The sequence below is a fragment of the Xanthomonas arboricola genome (assembly GCF_002940665.1).
Classification (GTDB): Bacteria; Pseudomonadota; Gammaproteobacteria; order Xanthomonadales; family Xanthomonadaceae; genus Xanthomonas; species Xanthomonas arboricola_B.
Genome location: NZ_MIGY01000003.1, coordinates 132,551 through 149,680 on the forward strand (window position 1 = coordinate 132,551; position 17,130 = coordinate 149,680).

The 17,130-nt window shown below is 66.7% G+C and carries 15 protein-coding genes; 9 read left to right on the forward strand and 6 right to left on the reverse strand.

Annotated features, from left to right (window positions below; all coding sequences use genetic code 11):
* Nucleotides 1-96: 96 nt before the first annotated feature.
* The 9 genes from lpdA (at nt 97) to XarjCFBP7645_RS14180 (ending at nt 10,647) form a co-directional block, all read left to right on the forward strand.
* On the forward strand, nt 97-1,539 hold the full coding sequence (lpdA, locus tag XarjCFBP7645_RS14140; protein WP_104538040.1) for a dihydrolipoyl dehydrogenase: 1,443 nt from the start codon (nt 97-99) through the stop codon (nt 1,537-1,539).
* A 155-nt stretch (nt 1,540-1,694) separates the two neighbouring features.
* The gene (locus XarjCFBP7645_RS14145) at nt 1,695-2,288 is read left to right on the forward strand and encodes a TIGR00730 family Rossman fold protein (protein ID WP_016901548.1); all 594 of its coding nucleotides are present in this window, start codon (nt 1,695-1,697) and stop codon (nt 2,286-2,288) included.
* 378 nt (nt 2,289-2,666) lie between these two features.
* A complete protein-coding gene (locus tag XarjCFBP7645_RS14150; protein ID WP_166768210.1) occupies nt 2,667-3,269 on the forward strand; it encodes an IMPACT family protein in 603 nt (200 codons plus the stop codon).
* Nucleotides 3,266-5,035 (forward strand): ABC transporter transmembrane domain-containing protein, encoded by a 1,770-nt coding sequence (locus XarjCFBP7645_RS14155; RefSeq protein WP_039520466.1) that lies wholly within the window; start codon nt 3,266-3,268, stop codon nt 5,033-5,035. The genes XarjCFBP7645_RS14150 and XarjCFBP7645_RS14155 overlap by 4 nt, the downstream gene beginning before the upstream one ends.
* A 101-nt stretch (nt 5,036-5,136) precedes the next feature.
* Nucleotides 5,137-6,036: a hydrogen peroxide-inducible genes activator gene (locus XarjCFBP7645_RS14160; protein ID WP_104538041.1), complete on the forward strand. Its 900-nt coding sequence runs from the start codon at nt 5,137-5,139 to the stop codon at nt 6,034-6,036.
* Between the two features lie 88 nt (nt 6,037-6,124).
* On the forward strand, nt 6,125-7,813 hold the full coding sequence (locus XarjCFBP7645_RS14165; RefSeq protein WP_104538042.1) for an ABC transporter ATP-binding protein: 1,689 nt from the start codon (nt 6,125-6,127) through the stop codon (nt 7,811-7,813).
* Nucleotides 7,797-8,882 carry an HlyD family secretion protein gene (locus XarjCFBP7645_RS14170; RefSeq protein ID WP_024939322.1) on the forward strand — a complete coding sequence of 362 codons (1,086 nt, stop codon included), beginning with the start codon at nt 7,797-7,799 and terminating at the stop codon, nt 8,880-8,882. Before XarjCFBP7645_RS14165 ends, XarjCFBP7645_RS14170 begins: the two co-directional genes overlap by 17 nt.
* Nucleotides 8,879-10,282, forward strand: a complete 1,404-nt coding sequence (locus XarjCFBP7645_RS14175; RefSeq protein ID WP_104538043.1) for a TolC family protein — start codon at nt 8,879-8,881, stop codon at nt 10,280-10,282. Before XarjCFBP7645_RS14170 ends, XarjCFBP7645_RS14175 begins: the two co-directional genes overlap by 4 nt.
* Before the next feature lie 152 nt (nt 10,283-10,434).
* Nucleotides 10,435-10,647, forward strand: coding sequence for a hypothetical protein (locus XarjCFBP7645_RS14180; RefSeq protein ID WP_104538044.1), 213 nt, complete (start codon nt 10,435-10,437; stop codon nt 10,645-10,647).
* 11 nt (nt 10,648-10,658) lie between these two features.
* On the opposite strand, the gene XarjCFBP7645_RS21430 is transcribed toward XarjCFBP7645_RS14180, so the two are convergent.
* The 6 genes from XarjCFBP7645_RS21430 to grpE form a co-directional block, all read right to left on the reverse strand.
* A complete protein-coding gene (locus XarjCFBP7645_RS21430; RefSeq protein ID WP_146096344.1) occupies nt 10,659-10,898 on the reverse strand; it encodes a hypothetical protein in 240 nt (79 codons plus the stop codon).
* 18 nt (nt 10,899-10,916) lie between these two features.
* Nucleotides 10,917-12,041, reverse strand: coding sequence for a prephenate dehydrogenase (locus XarjCFBP7645_RS14185; RefSeq protein ID WP_104538045.1), 1,125 nt, complete (start codon nt 12,039-12,041; stop codon nt 10,917-10,919).
* A complete protein-coding gene (pdxY, locus tag XarjCFBP7645_RS14190; RefSeq protein ID WP_104538046.1) occupies nt 12,038-12,946 on the reverse strand; it encodes a pyridoxal kinase in 909 nt (302 codons plus the stop codon). The genes XarjCFBP7645_RS14185 and pdxY overlap by 4 nt, the downstream gene beginning before the upstream one ends.
* A gap of 319 nt (nt 12,947-13,265) precedes the next feature.
* Nucleotides 13,266-14,390 carry a molecular chaperone DnaJ gene (gene dnaJ / locus XarjCFBP7645_RS14195; RefSeq protein ID WP_104538047.1) on the reverse strand — a complete coding sequence of 375 codons (1,125 nt, stop codon included), beginning with the start codon at nt 14,388-14,390 and terminating at the stop codon, nt 13,266-13,268.
* Nucleotides 14,391-14,532: 142 nt separating this feature from the next.
* Nucleotides 14,533-16,461: a molecular chaperone DnaK gene (gene dnaK, locus XarjCFBP7645_RS14200; RefSeq protein ID WP_104538048.1), complete on the reverse strand. Its 1,929-nt coding sequence runs from the start codon at nt 16,459-16,461 to the stop codon at nt 14,533-14,535.
* Between the two features lie 142 nt (nt 16,462-16,603).
* A complete protein-coding gene (grpE, locus tag XarjCFBP7645_RS14205; RefSeq protein WP_010366360.1) occupies nt 16,604-17,122 on the reverse strand; it encodes a nucleotide exchange factor GrpE in 519 nt (172 codons plus the stop codon).
* Between the last annotated feature and the right edge of the window lie 8 nt (nt 17,123-17,130).

Genomic DNA, 17,130 nt, shown 5'->3' on the forward strand with positions numbered 1-17,130 from the left:
GGGATTCGGGATTAGGGATTGGCGAGAGCCACCCCTTCCCGAGCATCCCGCTTTTACGAATCCCCAATCCCCAATTCCCAATCTCGTGAGCGAAGAATGAGCGAACAAGAACAATTCGACGTCATCGTCATCGGTGCCGGTCCGGCCGGTTATCACGCTGCGATTCGCGCGGCCCAGCTGGGCATGAAGGTCGCCTGCGTCGACGCGGCCATCGGCAAGGACGGCAAGCCTGCACTGGGCGGCACCTGCCTGCGCGTGGGCTGCATTCCGTCCAAGGCGCTGCTGGATTCCTCGCGCCAGTTCTGGAACATGGGCCACCTGTTCGGCGACCACGGCATCAGCTTCAACGACGCCAAGATGGACGTGCCCACCATGATCGGCCGCAAGGACAAGATCGTGAAGCAGTTCACCGGCGGCATCGCGATGCTGTTCAAGGCCAACAAGATCACCCCGTACTACGGCTTCGGCCAGCTGCTGCCGGGCAACATCGTCAAGGTCGCCCAGCACGAAGGCGGCGAGATCGAGCTCAAGGGCACCAACGTGATCCTGGCGCCGGGCTCGGAGTCGATCGAGCTGCCGTTTGCCAAGTTCGAAGGCGACACCATCGTCGACAACGTCGGCGGCCTGGATTTCACCTCCGTTCCTAAGCGTCTGGCAGTGATCGGTGCCGGCGTGATCGGCCTGGAGCTGGGCAGCGTGTGGAAGCGCCTGGGCGCCGAGGTCACCATCCTCGAAGCGCTGCCGGATTTCCTGGCGCTGGCCGATGCCGAAGTGGCCAAGACCGCGCTGAAGGAATTCAAGAAGCAGGGCCTGGACATCAAGCTCGGCGCCAAGGTCAGCAAGACCGAGATCACCGGCAGCGGCGATGCCAAGCAGGTGGTGGTCAGCTACACCGACGCCGCCGGCGAGCAGACCCTGACCGTGGACAAGTTGTTGGTGGCCGTGGGCCGTAAGGCCGCGACCAAGAACCTGCTGGCCGAGGGCACCGGCGTCAAGCTCAACGAGCGCGGCCAGATCGAGGTGGACGGACATTGTCACACCGGCGTCGATGGCGTGTGGGCCATCGGTGACTGCGTGCGTGGCCCGATGCTGGCGCACAAGGGCTTCGAGGAAGGCATCGCGGTTGCCGAGCTGATCGCCGGCCTGCCTGGCCACGTCAACTTCGACACCATTCCGTGGGTTATCTACACCGAGCCGGAGATTGCCTGGGTCGGCAAGACCGAGCAGCAGTTGAAGGCCGAAGGCGTCGCCTACAAGGCCGGCAGCTTCCCGTTCGCGGCGATCGGCCGTGCCGTGGCCATGGGCGAGCCGGCCGGCTTCGTCAAGGTCATCGCCGATGCCGAAACCGACCGCGTGCTGGGCATGCACCTGGTCGGCGTGGGCGTGTCCGAGCTCGTCCACGAGGGCGTGCTGACGATGGAATTCAACGGCTCGGCCGACGACCTGGCACGCATCTGCCACGCCCACCCGACGCTGTCCGAAGCGATCCACGACGCCGCGATGGCAGTGAGCAAGCGCGCGATTCATAAGGCCAACTGAGCCGGGAATCGGGAGTGGGGAATTGGGAATCGTAAGAGCGTTCCCATCACCTCGCTCTTCATGCTGACGCCGGACCCAGGTCCGGCGTCATGCGTTCTGGCTTCTGTGTTTGCTTTGACCCATTCCCTATTCCCCACTCCCGGTTCCCGAATCCCATGAAAAGCATCTGCGTCTACTGCGGTTCCAATGCCGGCAACAAACCCGCCTACGCCGAGCGTGCCACTGCGCTGGGCCAGCGCATCGCCGAGCAGGGCCTGCGGCTGGTGTATGGCGGCGGCAATGTCGGGCTGATGGGCACCGTGGCCAATGCGGTGCTGGCGGCTGGTGGCGAGGTGACCGGGGTGATTCCGCAGCAGCTGGCCGATTGGGAAGTGGCGCACCGTGGGCTGACCACGCTGGAAATCGTCGGCTCCATGCATGAGCGCAAGATGCGCATGTTCGAGCTGTCCGATGCCTTCGTCGCCCTGCCCGGCGGCTTCGGCACCATGGAAGAGATCTTCGAGATGCTGACCTGGCGCCAGCTCGGCATCGGCAACAAGCCTTGCGCGTTCCTGGATATCGAAGGGTTTTACGCACCGCTGATCGGCATGATCGATCGCATGGTGGAAGAGCGCTTCCTGCATCCGGACCAGCGCAGCGACCTGTGGTATGGCGCCGATATCGAACAGATGCTGGAGTGGATGCAGCACTACACGCCGGCGCAGGCCTCCAAGTGGATCGACGAGAAGCGCCGCTCCACCCTGGTGTGATGCGGGGCGACGCACGCTCCCTGCCCTATCGCAGGCCAGGCCCGGTGTCGGGCAGGTGCACCAGCAAGCGCGCAGCGGCGCTGTAGTCATACGTCAGCTGCGTGGAAGTGCAGCGATGCACCGGGCCATCTCTCACGTCTGCGGGCATCGCTCCGGCGCGATGCCGCACCCGGCGGCGCCTGCCACGACCCGAATCGTGCGTCACGTTGCTCGCTAGGTCGACAGAGCAACGACAGCGCCCTGGCGCAACCGCCCGGGAGCTCGCGCGCTCATTGCACATCCGCCCAGCCGCAACGCGCTGCCCAACCCCTGCCGATCTGCAAGCTTGCAACGGCAGTCACGATGGCTGCGGCGTCCGGCGCGAGCGGCTCGCATAGAATGGCGACGATGCTCGATACCCTCGCCGCTGACGCGCACCACAGCCTGGACATCAAGCACAGTCGCTTTCTGGCCAACGCTGCGGCACTGGACTCTCCCGCGCAGGCGCTGGAGATCGTGCAGCGCGTGTCCGTTGCCGATGCCACCCACAATTGCTGGGCCTATCGATACGGGCAGGACTACCGTTCCAGCGACGATGGCGAGCCCAGCGGCACTGCCGGGCGGCCGATTCTTGCGGCCATCGATGGCCAGGGCTATGACCGCGTGGTGGTGGTGGTCACGCGTTGGTATGGCGGCATCAAGCTCGGTGCCGGTGGGCTGGTGCGTGCCTACGGCGGCGCCGCGGCCGAATGCCTGCGACTGGCGGCGCGACAGCCATTGATTGCGTTGTCGCTGCTCGACCTGCAATGTCAGTTCGACGACCTGGGCCTGGTGCATGCTGCACTGAGCGCCTTCCACGCCGACAAGCTGGACGAGCGCTTCGACGCGCAGGGCGCGGCACTGCGCGTGCAACTGCCTGCCGATCAACTGGCCGGCTTGAAAACGCGCCTGTGCGACGCCACTCGCAACCGTGTCCATCTCTCATCACCGGAAGCCGCATGAACCAGCCAGCCGCCGCCAGGCCCAACCCGTTGCGGAAGCTTGGCAGCCTGCGCACCTTGTGGCCGTTCGTGCAGCGCCAGCGTGGCCTGTTCGCCGCCTGGCTGATCGCACTGGCCATTTCCTCGGCCGCCACGTTGAGCCTGCCGGCGGCGGTCAAGCAGATGATCGACCATGGTTTCTCCGGCGGCTCGCAGATCAACCATGCCTTCGCGCTGCTGTTCGCGGTGGCGGTGGTGCTGGCGGTGGCAACGGCCGCGCGGTTTTATTTCGTCGCGTTGCTGGGCGAAAAAGTGGTGGCCGATTTGCGCGGCCGCCTGTATGCGCATCTGATCGGGCTGGACGCCGGCTTCCATGATCGCAGCCGCAGTGGCGAGCTGGTGTCGCGCCTGTCGGCCGACAGCGAGCTGCTGCGCGGCGTGATCGGCACCACCATGTCGGTGGCGTTGCGCAGCTCGGTGACGGTGATCGGCAGCATGGTGATGTTGTTCGTCACCAGCCCGCGGCTGGCCGGCTTCACCCTGATCGGCATTCCGCTGGCGGTGCTGCCGATCGTGCTGGGCGCACGCCGCCTGCAGAAGATCTCGCGCGCCAGCCAGGACCGCGTTGCCGATGCCAACACGCTGGCGGCCGAAACGCTGGGCGCGGTGCGCACCGTGCAGGCGCATGCGCGCGAGCGCTACGAGAGCCAGCGGTTCAGCCAGGCCCTGTTCGCCGCGATCGATACCGCACGGCTGCGCATCCGCACCCAGGCCACCGTGACAGCGGTGGCGATCATGCTGATCTTCGGCGCCATCGTCGGTGTGCTGTGGCTGGGCGCGCACGATGTGATCGCCGGACGCATGACCCCCGGCACGCTGGGACAGTTCGTGTTGTACGCGCTGATCGGCGGCGGGTCGGTCGGTGCCTTGGCCGAGGTCTGGAACGAGTTGCAGCGCGCGGCCGGCGGCATGGGCCGGGTCGGCGAATTGCTCGACGAGCAGCCGGCGATCGTCGCCCCGGCCACGCCGCAGCCCTTGCCGCAGCCGCTGCGTGGCGCGATCCATTTCGATCAAGTGGTGTTCCATTATCCGCAGCGCCCCGACGCGCCGGCGCTGGATGGCTTCGACCTGCATGTCCATCCGGGCGAAACCGTGGCGCTGGTCGGGCCCTCCGGCGCCGGCAAGAGCACCGTGCTGGCGATGTTGCTGCGCTTCCACGACCCGGTCAGCGGCAGGTTGCGCATCGACGAGGTGGACCTGCGCGATACCGACCCGGTACTGCTGCGCGAACGCATTGCACTGGTGCCGCAGCAGCCCACGCTGTTTGCCGCCAGCGCCGCCGACAACATCCGCTATGGGCGCCTGGACGCCAGCGATGCGGAGGTGCAAGCCGCCGCTGCGGCCGCCGAGGCAGACAGTTTCATCCGCGCCCTGCCGCAGGGCTACGCCAGCGAACTCGGCGAACGCGGCACGCGCCTGTCCGGCGGCCAGCAGCAACGGGTGGCGATCGCGCGCGCCTTGCTCAAGGACGCGCCGATCCTGCTGCTGGACGAGGCCACCAGCGCGCTGGATGCGCAGAGCGAACGCGCCGTGCAGCAGGCGCTGGACCGGTTGATGGAAGGCCGCACCACGCTGGTCATCGCCCATCGCCTGGCCACCGTGCTCAAGGCCGACCGCATCGTGGTGATGGATGCCGGCCGCATCGTCGCGCAGGGCACGCACGCGCAGTTGATCGCCGAAGGCGGTCTGTACGCGGAGCTGGCGCGGCTGCAGTTCATCGATCAGTGACGCCTGGGCGACACCGGCATGTGCTGTCATGCCGGCATGTCCGCGGCAGCGGCCCGGGCCGATCCTGCGCCCCCACGCGCCCCTAAATGACGACGTCACGCATGCCCCGCCCCAGAACCACCATTCGCCAACTCAGTTATTTCGTCGCGCTCGCCGACACCGGCAGCTTCACCCGCGCCGCTGAGCAGATGGGCGTGTCGCAACCCTCGCTGTCGCAACAGATCCGTGCGCTGGAAACCATCGTCGGCGCCGCGCTGTTCGAACGCGGCGTGCCGGCCATCCTGACGCCATTGGGGCGCGACCTGCTCGAGCGCGCGCGCAGCATCCTGCTGGACGTCGCCGACCTGGAAGACGTCCGCGCCACCTCGGCCGACACCCTGATCGGCACCATCCGGCTGGGCGTATCGCCCACGCTGGGCGCCTACCTGATGCCGAGCCTGGTCGCGCGCCTGCATCGCGAACACCCGGCGCTGCGCGTGCACGTGCGCGAAGGCCTGCCGACCGCGCTCGCCAGCGGCCTGGCCAGCGGCGTGCACGACCTGATCCTGGCGCAATTGCCGGTGGCCGGGCGCGGCCTGCATAGTGAGCGGCTGTTTCGCGAACCGCTGCATGTGACCATGGCCGCCGATCACCCGTTGCGTGCCAAGACCTGCATCACGCCGGCTGATCTGCGCGGCACCAACCTGCTCACCTTGATGCCTGAGTACCGCCTGGCCGAACAGGTGGCGGCGATCGCCATGGACGTCGGTGCCAATGTGCTGCGCGATTACGAAGGCACCAGCCTGGATGCGATCCGCCAGATGGCCGGGATGGGCATGGGTCTTGCATTGCTGCCAGACCTGTATGTGCGCCAGGAAATCCGCGAGGGCGACGATGTCGTGGTCCGGCCGATCAAAGGCGGACGCTACTATAGGGAGATCGGGCTGTTGTGGCGGCAGGGCGCAGGACGCGCGCCGGCCTTCGGTCTGATCGCCGATCTTCTGCGTGCGGTGGCCGCATAGGAAAATCCTATGCGTCGAATAAGCGCGGCGGCCTTGTTCGCCAGCTGCAACTCGTCAATGCTTCATTGAACTCATCAACGGAAATCGAATGGCGGGCAAGCAGATCGGATGGCGGGAAGCGGGAGCCTGGCTGGCGGAGATCGTCGGGCCGGACATGCCCTATGTGCGCCTGGCCATGGTGTACGGGGTCGCGATCAGCCTGCTGTCGCTGGCCACGCCGATCTCGGTGCAGTTGCTGATCAACAGCGTGGCCAATACCGCACTGCCGGCGCCGTTGTGGACCCTGTCGAGCCTGTTGCTGGGCCTGTTGCTGCTGGTGGCCGGCCTGAGCGCGATGCGGGTATGGGTCATGGCGCTGTTCGAGCGCCGGCTGTTCGCGCGCGTGGTGTCGGAAATCACCGTGCGCGCGGTGCATGCGCAGAATCCATTCTTCGCCGACCAGAACCGCGGCGACATGTTCAACCGCTACTTCGATCTGGTGGTGGTGCAGAAAGCGGTGCCGAGCCTGGCCATCGGCGCCTTCACCATCGTGCTGCAATCGGCGGTCGGGCTGATACTCACCAGTTTCTACCACCCGTTCTTTCTGGGCTTCAATGCCTTGCTGCTGCTGGTCATCTTCGGCATCTGGATGATCTGGTCGCGCGGGTCGATCCGCACCGCGGTCGACCTGAGCCATGCCAAGCACGAGGCCGCGCGCTGGCTGGAAAGTGTCGGCGGCTCCAACGGCTTCTATAAATCCAGCCGCCACCTCAACTTTGCGATGGACCGCTCCGAGTCCGTCACCGCCGCCTATGTCGACCGGCATCGGCGCCACTTCCGTTACAGTTTTACCCAGACGGTCGCGTTCCTGCTGGTCTATGCGATCGCCAGCGCGGCGCTGCTGGCGCTGGGCGGCAACCTGATCCTGCGTGGCGAGCTATCGATCGGCCAGCTGGTGGCCGCCGAGCTGATCCTCAGCGCGGTCTTCTACGGCATCTCGCAACTCGGTGCGTATCTGGACGCGTTCTACGACCTGGTCGCCAGCTCAGAGGAACTGTCGCTGCTGTTCGCCATTCCGCAGGAACGTGCGGTCGTGGCGCCCGGCAAGACGCCCGGCAACAGCGCGGTGCGCCTGGATGGCGTGGTGATCGACGGCGCGCGTTTCGATTTTTCGCTGACTGCCGGCGAGCAGCTGGTGACGATCGCCGATGGCGGCGCGGAGCGGCTGCTGGCGATGATCCTCAAGCGCCATGTGGTACCCGATCGCGGGCTGGTCATGGTGGGCGGTGCGGACATGGCCACCTTCGACATGTATCTGTTGCGCTCGGAAGTGACGGTGCTCGACCGGCCGACCATCGTCGAGGTCACCATCCGCGAATATCTGGCGCTGGCGTCGGCCGATGTGAGCTCCGAAGCGATGCTGGAAGCAATCGATGCGGTGGGCTTGCGCACCCGCATCGCCGCGCTGCCGCAAGGCCTGGACACGCGGCTGGCCGCCTCCGGCTATCCGCTGTGGATCGGTGAAGTGATGGCCTTGAAGCTGGCCAACGCGCTGTTGGTGCGCCCGCGTGTGCTGATGCTGTCGCAGCTGTACGACCTGATTCCCGCCGACCGCCTGGCCGGCGTGCTGCGACGTCTGAAGGCGGCCGGCACCACCGTGCTGCTGTGCACCGGCCGGCCGGAAGACATCACCCTGGACGGCTGGTTCCACCTGCAGCCCGAGCGACAGCAGCGCTTTGCCACCCGCGCCGAACTGATCGCCTCCACGCAGGAGGCCAACGATGCAGCACGCTACTGATCGCAACGCGCACTTCCCCACCCTGGCGGCGATGCGACCACCCAGCATCGCCAAGGCGCTGGCCTGGATGCTGCTGATCGGCATTGTCATTGCCAGCGCGATCCTGGCGCTGGCGCCGTGGGTGCAGACCGCCAGCGGCAAGGGCCAGGTGGTGGCGCTGGATCCGGGCGACCGCCAGCAGCAGGTCACCGCCTTCGTGCCCGGCCGGGTCGAGCGCTGGTATGTGCACGACGGCCAGCATGTCTCGCGCGGCGATCCGATCGCGCGCGTCGGCGACCTGGACCCGGATCTGCTTGCCCGCCTGGCCAGCGAACGGGCCCAGGTGCAGGCGGAAATCACCGCGATCCAGCAATCGCGCGCGGTTGCCAGCATCGATGTGGCGCGCAGCAGGCAATTGCTCGCCGAAGGGCTGGCCGGCCGCCGCGACTTCGAGCTGACCCAGATCAAGGTCGCCGAGGCCGATGCCAAGCTGGCCGAATCGCGCGCCAAGCTGACCCGCATCGACATCCAGTTGAACCGCCAGTCGGCGCAGTTGGTGCGCGCACCGCGCGATGGCCGCGTGCAGCAGCTCAACGCCGCCAGCGGCAGTGCGATGGTCTCGCCCGGCACGGTGCTGGCGGTGATCGCGCCGGAGCGGGTGGAGCGTGCGGTCGAGTTGTATATCGACGGTCGCGACGTGCCGCTGATCCGCCCCGGCCGCCCGGTGCGGCTGGAGTTCGAGGGCTGGCCGGCGATCCAGTTCAGCGGCTGGCCGTCGGTGGCGCACGGCATGTTCGATGGCCGCGTGCGCGCCATCGACCCCAATGCCGCGCCCGATGGGCTGTTCCGTATCCTGGTGGAACCGCAGCCGGGCAAGCCGGCCTGGCCGGCGCAGGAATTCGCCCGCCAGGGCGGCAAGGTGCGCGGCTGGGTGCAGGGCGAAACGGTGAAGGTGGGCTACGAACTGTGGCGCCAGCTCAACAATTTCCCGCTGGAGTTCGGCCGCCGTCCGGCGGCAACGACGACGCAGGATGAAGGCAAGGCCAAGGCGGCGCCCAAGGCCGAAGACGACGAGACCGGCAAGAAATGATCCGCCGTCTTGTCGCCGTGCTGATCGCGCTCGCCCCGGGCGTGGTTGCTGCCCAGACCGCACCGCTGACGCTGGATGACGTGCTGCGCTCCTCTGCGCGCTCTTCCCCGCAAATCGTCGAAGCGCTGGCCAAGGTCCGCCAGGCCGAGGGCAAGGGCATCTCGGCCGACGGTGCGTTCGATACCGTGTTCGATCTCGACGGCCGCTCGCGCGAGGCCGGCTACTACGACGGCAGCACGATCGAAAGCACCGTCAAGCGTCCCTTCGACGACAACGGCGGCTATTACTACGGCGGTTATCGTTCCTCGCGCGGTGCGTTCCCGGTCTACGAGGACAAGTCCTACACCGACCGGGGCGGCGAAGTGAAAGTCGGCGCGCTGTATGCGCTGCTGCGCGACCGGGTGGTCGACGAGCGCCGCACCCGCCGCAACGTTGCCGGTGGCGATATCGATGTCGCCCAGTACGAGGCGCAAATGGTCGCCATCGGCGTCCAACGCCGCGCGGTGGATGCCTACCAGAGCTGGGTCGCGGCCGGCCTGAAACTGCGCGCCTACAGCGACCTGCTGCAGCTGGCCGAGCAGCGCCGCAATGCAATTTCACGGCAGGTGACGCTGGGCGCGCGGCCCACCATCCTGCTGACCGAGAACGACCAGAACCTGGTCCGCCGGCGCGCCCTGGTGGTGCGCTCGGAACAGGACTTCGCCAATGCCGCCAATGCCCTGTCGCTGTACCTGCGCGACGACGCCGGCATGCCGTTGATCGTCTCCACCGAACGCCTGCCGGCCGATACCTCGGCGCTGGAAGGTCTGGCCGGTGCCAGCAGGATCACCGCACCGGTGGAGCGCCCCGATTACCGCGCGGTGCTGACCCGTATCGATCAGGCCACCGCGCGACTGATGCTGGCGCAGAACGATCTCAAACCACGCCTGGATGTCAGCTTCGAGGTCAGCAAGGACCTGGGCGCGCCCGGTGTGGGCGGCCCGAACCGCTCGCCGACCGATGCGATCATCGGCTTCCGCTTCAGCGTGCCGCTGGAAAACCGCGCCGCCAAGGGCAAGGTCGCCGAAGCACGCGCCGAGATCGAGGCGCTGGATCAGCGCAGCCGCTACCTGCGCGACCAGATCACGGTGGAGGTGGAGTCGGTCGTCATCTCGCTCACGGCCGCCGAGCGGCTGGCCAAAATCGCCGACGAAGAACGCAGCCTGGCCGACCGCCTCGCCGCGGCCGAGCGCCGCCGCTTCGAACTGGGATCGGGCGATTTCTTCCTGGTCAATCAGCGCGAGGAGACCGCCAACGATGCTCGCGTGCGCCTGATCGATGCGCAGGCGCGGATCGCCTCGGCGCGTGCCGAGCTGGCAGCGGCAACGGCCGACCGGGACGCGTTGCAGCTGGGCCGTTGAGCAGGCTGCCGGCCGGCTCGCCAAGCGTTTCCGCAGTGCGCAATGACGCCTGGGTAACACCTGCCTGCGCATGCTCGCCTGCACCGGCCCGGCGCCGGGCGTGCGGTCCCTGACGACTCGCACTGCGACCCTGAAATACTTCGGAGGTGCGTATGTCTTTCCGGCAATTTCCCGCAATCGGTGCAGATGGCGAGTCCTACGTCATCATCGAATTCCGCGACGAGCTCGAATCCCGCAACGGGCAGCAAGCCCGCACGCAGCCGAACACGGCGCCACGCTACGAACTGCCCGATGGCCGCCGCCTGCAACGGCAGGGCCAGCGCTTCATCACAGCTGGTGGCGAGTTACGGCTGTCGACGCCCTGAGACGGCACTGGTCATTTTTTGATCACCCAGCCTGCAGCCGTTGCAGCGCAATGGCTGCGCACAGTTATCCACATGCTTGTGCAGGTTTCATCCACACCCTGTGTGGATGAAACCGGTGTGCATTGCTCGGCCTTGCGCCAATCGACGATCACTCTCGCCTTCGGCTCATCGCATGCGCTGCCATGGGCCAGGACGTGATCGCTGCCGGACAGCTGCACCCTGATGTCGCCCTCGACATCGAGCAAGCCCACGGCCGCCCTGCACTGCTGCTACCCGACGCGATCGGAACGCTCCAGCAATCGCCCGATGTCGCTGCGGTCGATGTCGCTGGCTGCCTGCGCCAGCGCCGCGCGATCGCTGCCCGGTTCGAACCCGATGCGGAAATGCAACTCGCCCACCGGCGTACGTGAGGAGTGGATCGAGGACAGGTTCACCCCATGCTGTTCGAACACATGCAGCAGCGCACGCAACGAGCCGGGCTGGTCTTCCGGCAGATACACGCTTAAGGTCAACGGCTCGGTGAGGTCGGCCAGCAGGTAGCCCACGCGTTCATAGGTGTAATTGCCGGCGGCGAGCGACTCGCCCTGCAGCGCCTGCGCGTTGTCGTCCAGAAACCGGGCGCGGAACTGCGCGCGCGCCGCATCGTCGCCCTGCGCGACCAGGCCGCGCAGCTCCTGCAGTTGCAGCAATAGCCGATCGAGCATCTCGCCGACGTAGGGATTGCCGAACTGGATGTCTTCGTAGATCGCCGGATTGAGCGAGAGGATGCGCGCGATCACCGCGGTATCGAGCTCGAACGAGGCCGAGCGATACGGCATCAGCGCGCGCAGCTCGCCGAGCAGCGGCGCGTAGTGGCGCATGGTGCCGGCTTGCGCCAGATGGGTGGCGTGTACCATTGCCTGCACCAGCGCCATCACGCGGTCGTGGTGCTCGGGCGTAGCGTACACGCACTCGGCCTGCAACGCGGCACACAGCGCCTGTACCCACGTGGACCACTGCTGCAGGCGCGCCTGGCAGACCACCATCACCCGCCCTTTCAAGGTCGGCGATTTGGGCGGTGCGGTCATCGGATGCAGGCCGACGACCTCGGCCGACGAGGCCAGCATCGCGGCAACCGGCGCCTGCTTGATCGAGGTGACATCCATCCACAACTGCGACGCGGCGCGCGGGCCGGCAAGGTCCACATAGCGCTCGATCAAGCCGGCGGTGTGGCGAATCGGTGCAGAGAAAATCAACACATCCGCTCGCTGCGCCAACGTGGCTTCGTCGATGTCGCCGTCACCGGCCGGATCGAAGCCGATCACCTCCAGCCGCATGCGCGTGCGCAAAAACTGCGCCAGCCAGCGCCCGTAGGCGCCGGCGATGCCGACGATGCCGACCACCGGCTGCGTCATGCCAATCGCTCGACGGCAAAGCGCGGTGCGGCAGCGAGGGCGGCCGGGGCGGCGGCCAGCACATCGAACTCTTCAAAGCCCGCAGCCAGGGTCGCTTCCAGCGCGCTGTGCACGCCGCTGAGCGCATGCCCCACCGCCTGCTCGAACGGCACCTCGCGCAGCAGCAAACCGATCAGCAACGCCATCAGCACATCGCCGGTACCGGCCACATCCACCGGCAGATGCGGCGTGGCCCAGCGATACAGTGCCATGTCGCTGACCGCCAGGGTCACCAGCTCACCGTCCGCACCGGCCACGCTGTGTGCGAGCACCCATTGCGGACCGCGCGCCAGCAATGCGCGCGCGGCAACGATGGCATCGTCCTGCTGCAGACTCGGCAAACCGGTCAGGCGCCCGAGCTCGAACGCATTCGGCGTCACCAGCCAGGCATGCGGCAACAGCCGCTCGGCGAAGACGCGCTCCAGTCCGGGTTCCACATACGGGCCGGTGTGCGTGTCGCCGATCACCGGATCCAGGCAGTAACGCAGCTGCGGCGCCTGCGGCAAGGTCTGCTCGAGCCAGTCGGCAAACGCCTCGCCATTGGCCAGGCTGCCGAAGTAGCCGGAGACCAGCATGCGGGCGCGCTGCGGCAGACCGCGCTCGGTGGCACCCAGCAACAGGTCTGCCAACCAGTCGGCCGGCAGGATGCGGCCGCGCAAGGTGGCGTAGAAAGGCGCGTTGCTCAGCAGCGTGGTGGGCACTTCCGCCACCCGCAGGCCCAGCGCACGCAACGGCGGCACCGCAGCGCTGTTGCCGGCATGGCCATACACCAGCTGCGATTGCACCGAGATCACATCGATCGGCGAAGGACCATCCGGGCGCTGGCGCCGGCCGTGGACCAGATGACTGTCGGGGGGATTGTTCATCGCCGCATTTTACGCCAGCGCCACGGCGCGCCCACCGTCGATCGATGCGACCGTCGTCCGCTTGCCGCCGCACACACCGCCGCCAGGCCTGTCTGGGCGCCGGCAGCAGTCGCTATCGCCCTTACCTCTGCGGGCTCCCGCCGCACGAACGCAAATGCCGGCCCCGGGGCCGGCATTCGTATGGAGAACCTTGCTCAGCAGTGAAACTCTCCGGGCACCCGCTCCCGCGAATCCCGAATCGCCACGATGGCGCACCATCCCGGCAGGCCCGGCCACGCCGCCCTTGCGATTCCCCAATCCCGACTCCCGATTCCCAGCCTCAGGACGTCATCCGATCCCAGAAGCCTTTGACGCCGTCGATGAACGTGGCCGACTTGGGCGAATGCTTGCGTGCATCCTCACCGGTGAACGTGGCTTCGAACTGCTGCAGCAACGCGCGCTGATCGGCGGTCAGGTTCACCGGCGTTTCGACCACCACGCGGCAATACAGATCGCCTTCGGTGCGGCTACGCACCGAGCGCACGCCCTTGCCGCGCAACCGGAACAGCTTGCCGGTCTGGGTCTCGGCCGGGATGCGGATCTCCGCCTCCCCGCCCAGGGTCGCCACACGCACGATATCGCCCAGCGCGGCCTGCGAAATGCGGATCGGCACTTCGCAATGCAGGTCGTCGCCATCGCGCTGGAAGATCGTGTGCTCGCGCACGCGCACTTCCACATACAGATCGCCCGGCGGCGTGCCGGCCGGACCGGCCTCGCCTTCGCCCGCCAGGCGGATGCGGTCGCCGGTATCCACACCGGCAGGCACCTTGATCGACAGCACCTTGTCTTCTTCCACGCGACCGGCGCCGTGGCAGGTCTTGCACGGATTCTGGATCAGCGTGCCGCGCCCGTCGCAATGCGGGCAGCTCTGCTGCATGGCGAAGATGCCGCGCTGGATGCGCACCTGGCCGCGTCCGTGGCAGGTCCCGCACACTTCCACCTTGCCGTCTTCCGAGCCGCTGCCGTGGCAGGGCTCGCACTCGATCAGGGTCGGGATCTCGATGCGGCGCTCGATGCCGGCGACGGCTTCTTCCAGATCCAGTTCCAACACATAACCGACGTCGGCGCCACGTCGCGCAGCGCGCGGACCGGCGGCGCCACCGCCGAAAATATTGCCGAAGATATCGCCAAAGATATCTCCCATATCCGGACCACCCGGCCCACCACCGCCCATGCCGTGCTCGAACGCCGCGTGGCCATGCGCATCGTAGGCGCGGCGCTTGTTGCCGTCCGACAGCACCTCATAGGCTTCCTTGCACTCCTTGAACATCGCCTCGGCAGCAGCGTCGCCTGGATTGCGGTCCGGGTGGTGCTTCATCGCACAGCGCCGGTACGCCTTCTTCAGCTCCTCGTCGCTGGCGCCACGGGCAACGCCCAGCACTTCGTAGTAATCGCGTTTGCTCATGGCAGGGAATCGGGAATCGGGAGACGGGAATCGTTCAAAGCGCACATCCTCAGTAAATCGCAATCGAAGTGGAAGGGTCGGACAACGGGAAGGAGCGATGCCGCAGCACCGCTCCTCCCATTCTCGATTCCCTATTCCCCACTCACGCCTTCTTGTCGTCCTTGACCTCGGTGAACTCGGCGTCCACCACGTCGTCGGCGGCCTTGGAGGTCTGCGCGTTGCCGCTGGCCGCATCGGCGTTGCCGCCCTGCTCTGCCGCGGCGGCGGCGGCGTACAGCGACTGGCCGGCTTCTTCCAGGGTCTTGCTGCGGGCCTCGATCTGCGCCTTGTCGTCGCTCTTCATGGCGGTTTCCAGATCCGACAGTGCCGCTTCCACCTTGCCGATCACATCGCCACCGACCTTGCTGCCATGCTCGGTGATCGCGGTGCGGGTGGCGTGGATCAGGCCATCGGCCTGGTTGCGGGCCTGCACCAGTTCCTGGAACTTCTTGTCTTCCTCGCGGTTGGCTTCCGCGTCGGCGACCATGCGCTGGATCTCTTCGTCCGACAGACCGGAACCTGCCTTGATCTCGACCTTCTGTTCCTTGTTGGTCTTCTTGTCCTTGGCCGACACGTGCAGGATGCCGTTGGCGTCGATATCGAAGGACACCTCCACCTGCGGCATGCCGCGCGGCGCCGGCTCGATGCCGGACAGGTCGAACTTGGCCAGCGACTTGTTGAAGCGGGCCTGCTCGCGCTCGCCCTGCAACACGTGCACGGTCACGGCCGACTGGTTGTCCTCGGCGGTGGAGAAGGTCTGCGAGGCCTTGGTCGGGATGGTGGTGTTCTTTTCGATGATCTTGGTGAACACGCCGCCCATGGTTTCGATACCCAGCGACAGCGGGGTCACGTCCAGTAGCAGCACGTCCTTGACGTCGCCGGCCAGCACGCCGCCCTGGATCGCCGCGCCCACGGCCACGGCTTCGTCCGGGTTGACGTCCTTGCGCGGTTCCTTGCCGAAGAAATCGGCAACCGCCTGCTGCACCTTCGGCATGCGGGTCTGACCGCCGACCAGGATCACTTCGTTGATGTCGCTGGCGCGCAGGCCGGCATCGTTCAACGCGGTGCGGCACGGCTCGATCGACTTCTTGACCAGGTCTTCCACCAGCGCTTCGAGCTTGGCACGGGTCAACTTGATGTTGAGGTGCTTCGGACCGGAGGCATCGGCGGTGACGTACGGCAGGTTCACTTCTGTCTGCTGGCTGGTCGACAGCTCGATCTTGGCGCGCTCTGCGGCGTCCTTCAGGCGCTGCAGCGCCAACGGATCCTTGCGCAGGTCGATGCCCTGGTCCTTGTTGAATTCGTCGACTAGGTACTCGATGACGCGGTTATCGAAGTCTTCGCCGCCCAGGAAGGTGTCGCCGTTGGTGGCCAGCACTTCGAACTGCTTCTCGCCATCGACTTCAGCGATTTCGATGATCGACACGTCGAAGGTACCGCCGCCCAGGTCGTACACGGCGATCTTGCGGTCGCCGCCGTTCTTGTCCAGGCCATACGCCAGGGCTGCGGCGGTCGGCTCGTTGATGATGCGCTTGACGTCCAGACCGGCGATGCGGCCGGCGTCCTTGGTGGCCTGACGCTGGCTGTCGTTGAAGTACGCCGGCACCGTGATCACGGCCTCGGTGACCTTCTCGCCCAGGAAGTCCTCGGCGGTCTTCTTCATCTTTTCCAGCACGCGGGCAGAGATTTCCTGCGGCGCCATGCGCTTGGCATCGCTGGTCTGCACCCAGGCATCGCCGTTGTCGTGGGCGAGAATGCCGTACGGCACGTGCGAGATGTCCTTCTGCACTTCGGCGTCGGTGAACTTGCGGCCGATCAGGCGCTTCACCGCGTAGAAGGTGTTCTTCGGGTTGGTCACCGCCTGGCGCTTGGCCGAGGCACCGACCAGCACTTCGCCATCCTTGGTGTAGGCGACGATCGAAGGCGTGGTGCGATCGCCCTCGGAATTTTCGATGACGCGGGCCTTGCCGCCGTCCATGATCGACACGCACGAGTTCGTGGTGCCGAGGTCAATACCAATGATCTTGCCCATGGATACGCTCCTGATGATTCTGTAGCTGTGTCCGGCGACGCCGGGTCTGGCTGAGATGTGGGGGTGGTGCGCAGGTGTTCAAGCCACCTGCACGAATCTGCGTTTCGCGCATGCGCCGGGCAGTTCAGCCGGGCGCTGCGGTTCAGTCGTGCTTGGCCACGACCACCAGGGCCGGGCGCAGCAGACGCTCGTTGAGCAGATAGCCCTTCTGGAACACCTGCACCACGTGGCCCGGGGCGATGCCCTCGGCCTCGCCCTGGCTGATCGCCTGGTGCTGGTCCGGGTTGAACGGCTGGCCGACCGGGTCGAGCAGGGTCAGGCCGTTGTCGGCCGCGACCTTGAGCAATTGCTTGTAGGTCATGTCCAGGCCATCGCGCAGCGGACTGGGCTCGGTGCCAGCCGCAGTCAGGCCGGCGTCCAGGCTGTCGAACACCGGCAGCAGCTCGCCCAGCAGCTTCTCGTTGGCGAACTTGCGCGCGTTTTCGACATCGCGGGCGATGCGCTTGCGCTGGTTTTCAAGATCGGCGCGCTCGCGCAGGGCGTCGGCCTTGACCAGCGCGATCTCGCTGCGCAGCGACTCGATCTCGGCCTTGAGCGGATCGGTCTCGGGTGGGTTCTGGGACAGGTCTTCGGAGTCGAATTCGGGGTGGTCTTGGTTCATGTGCAGTT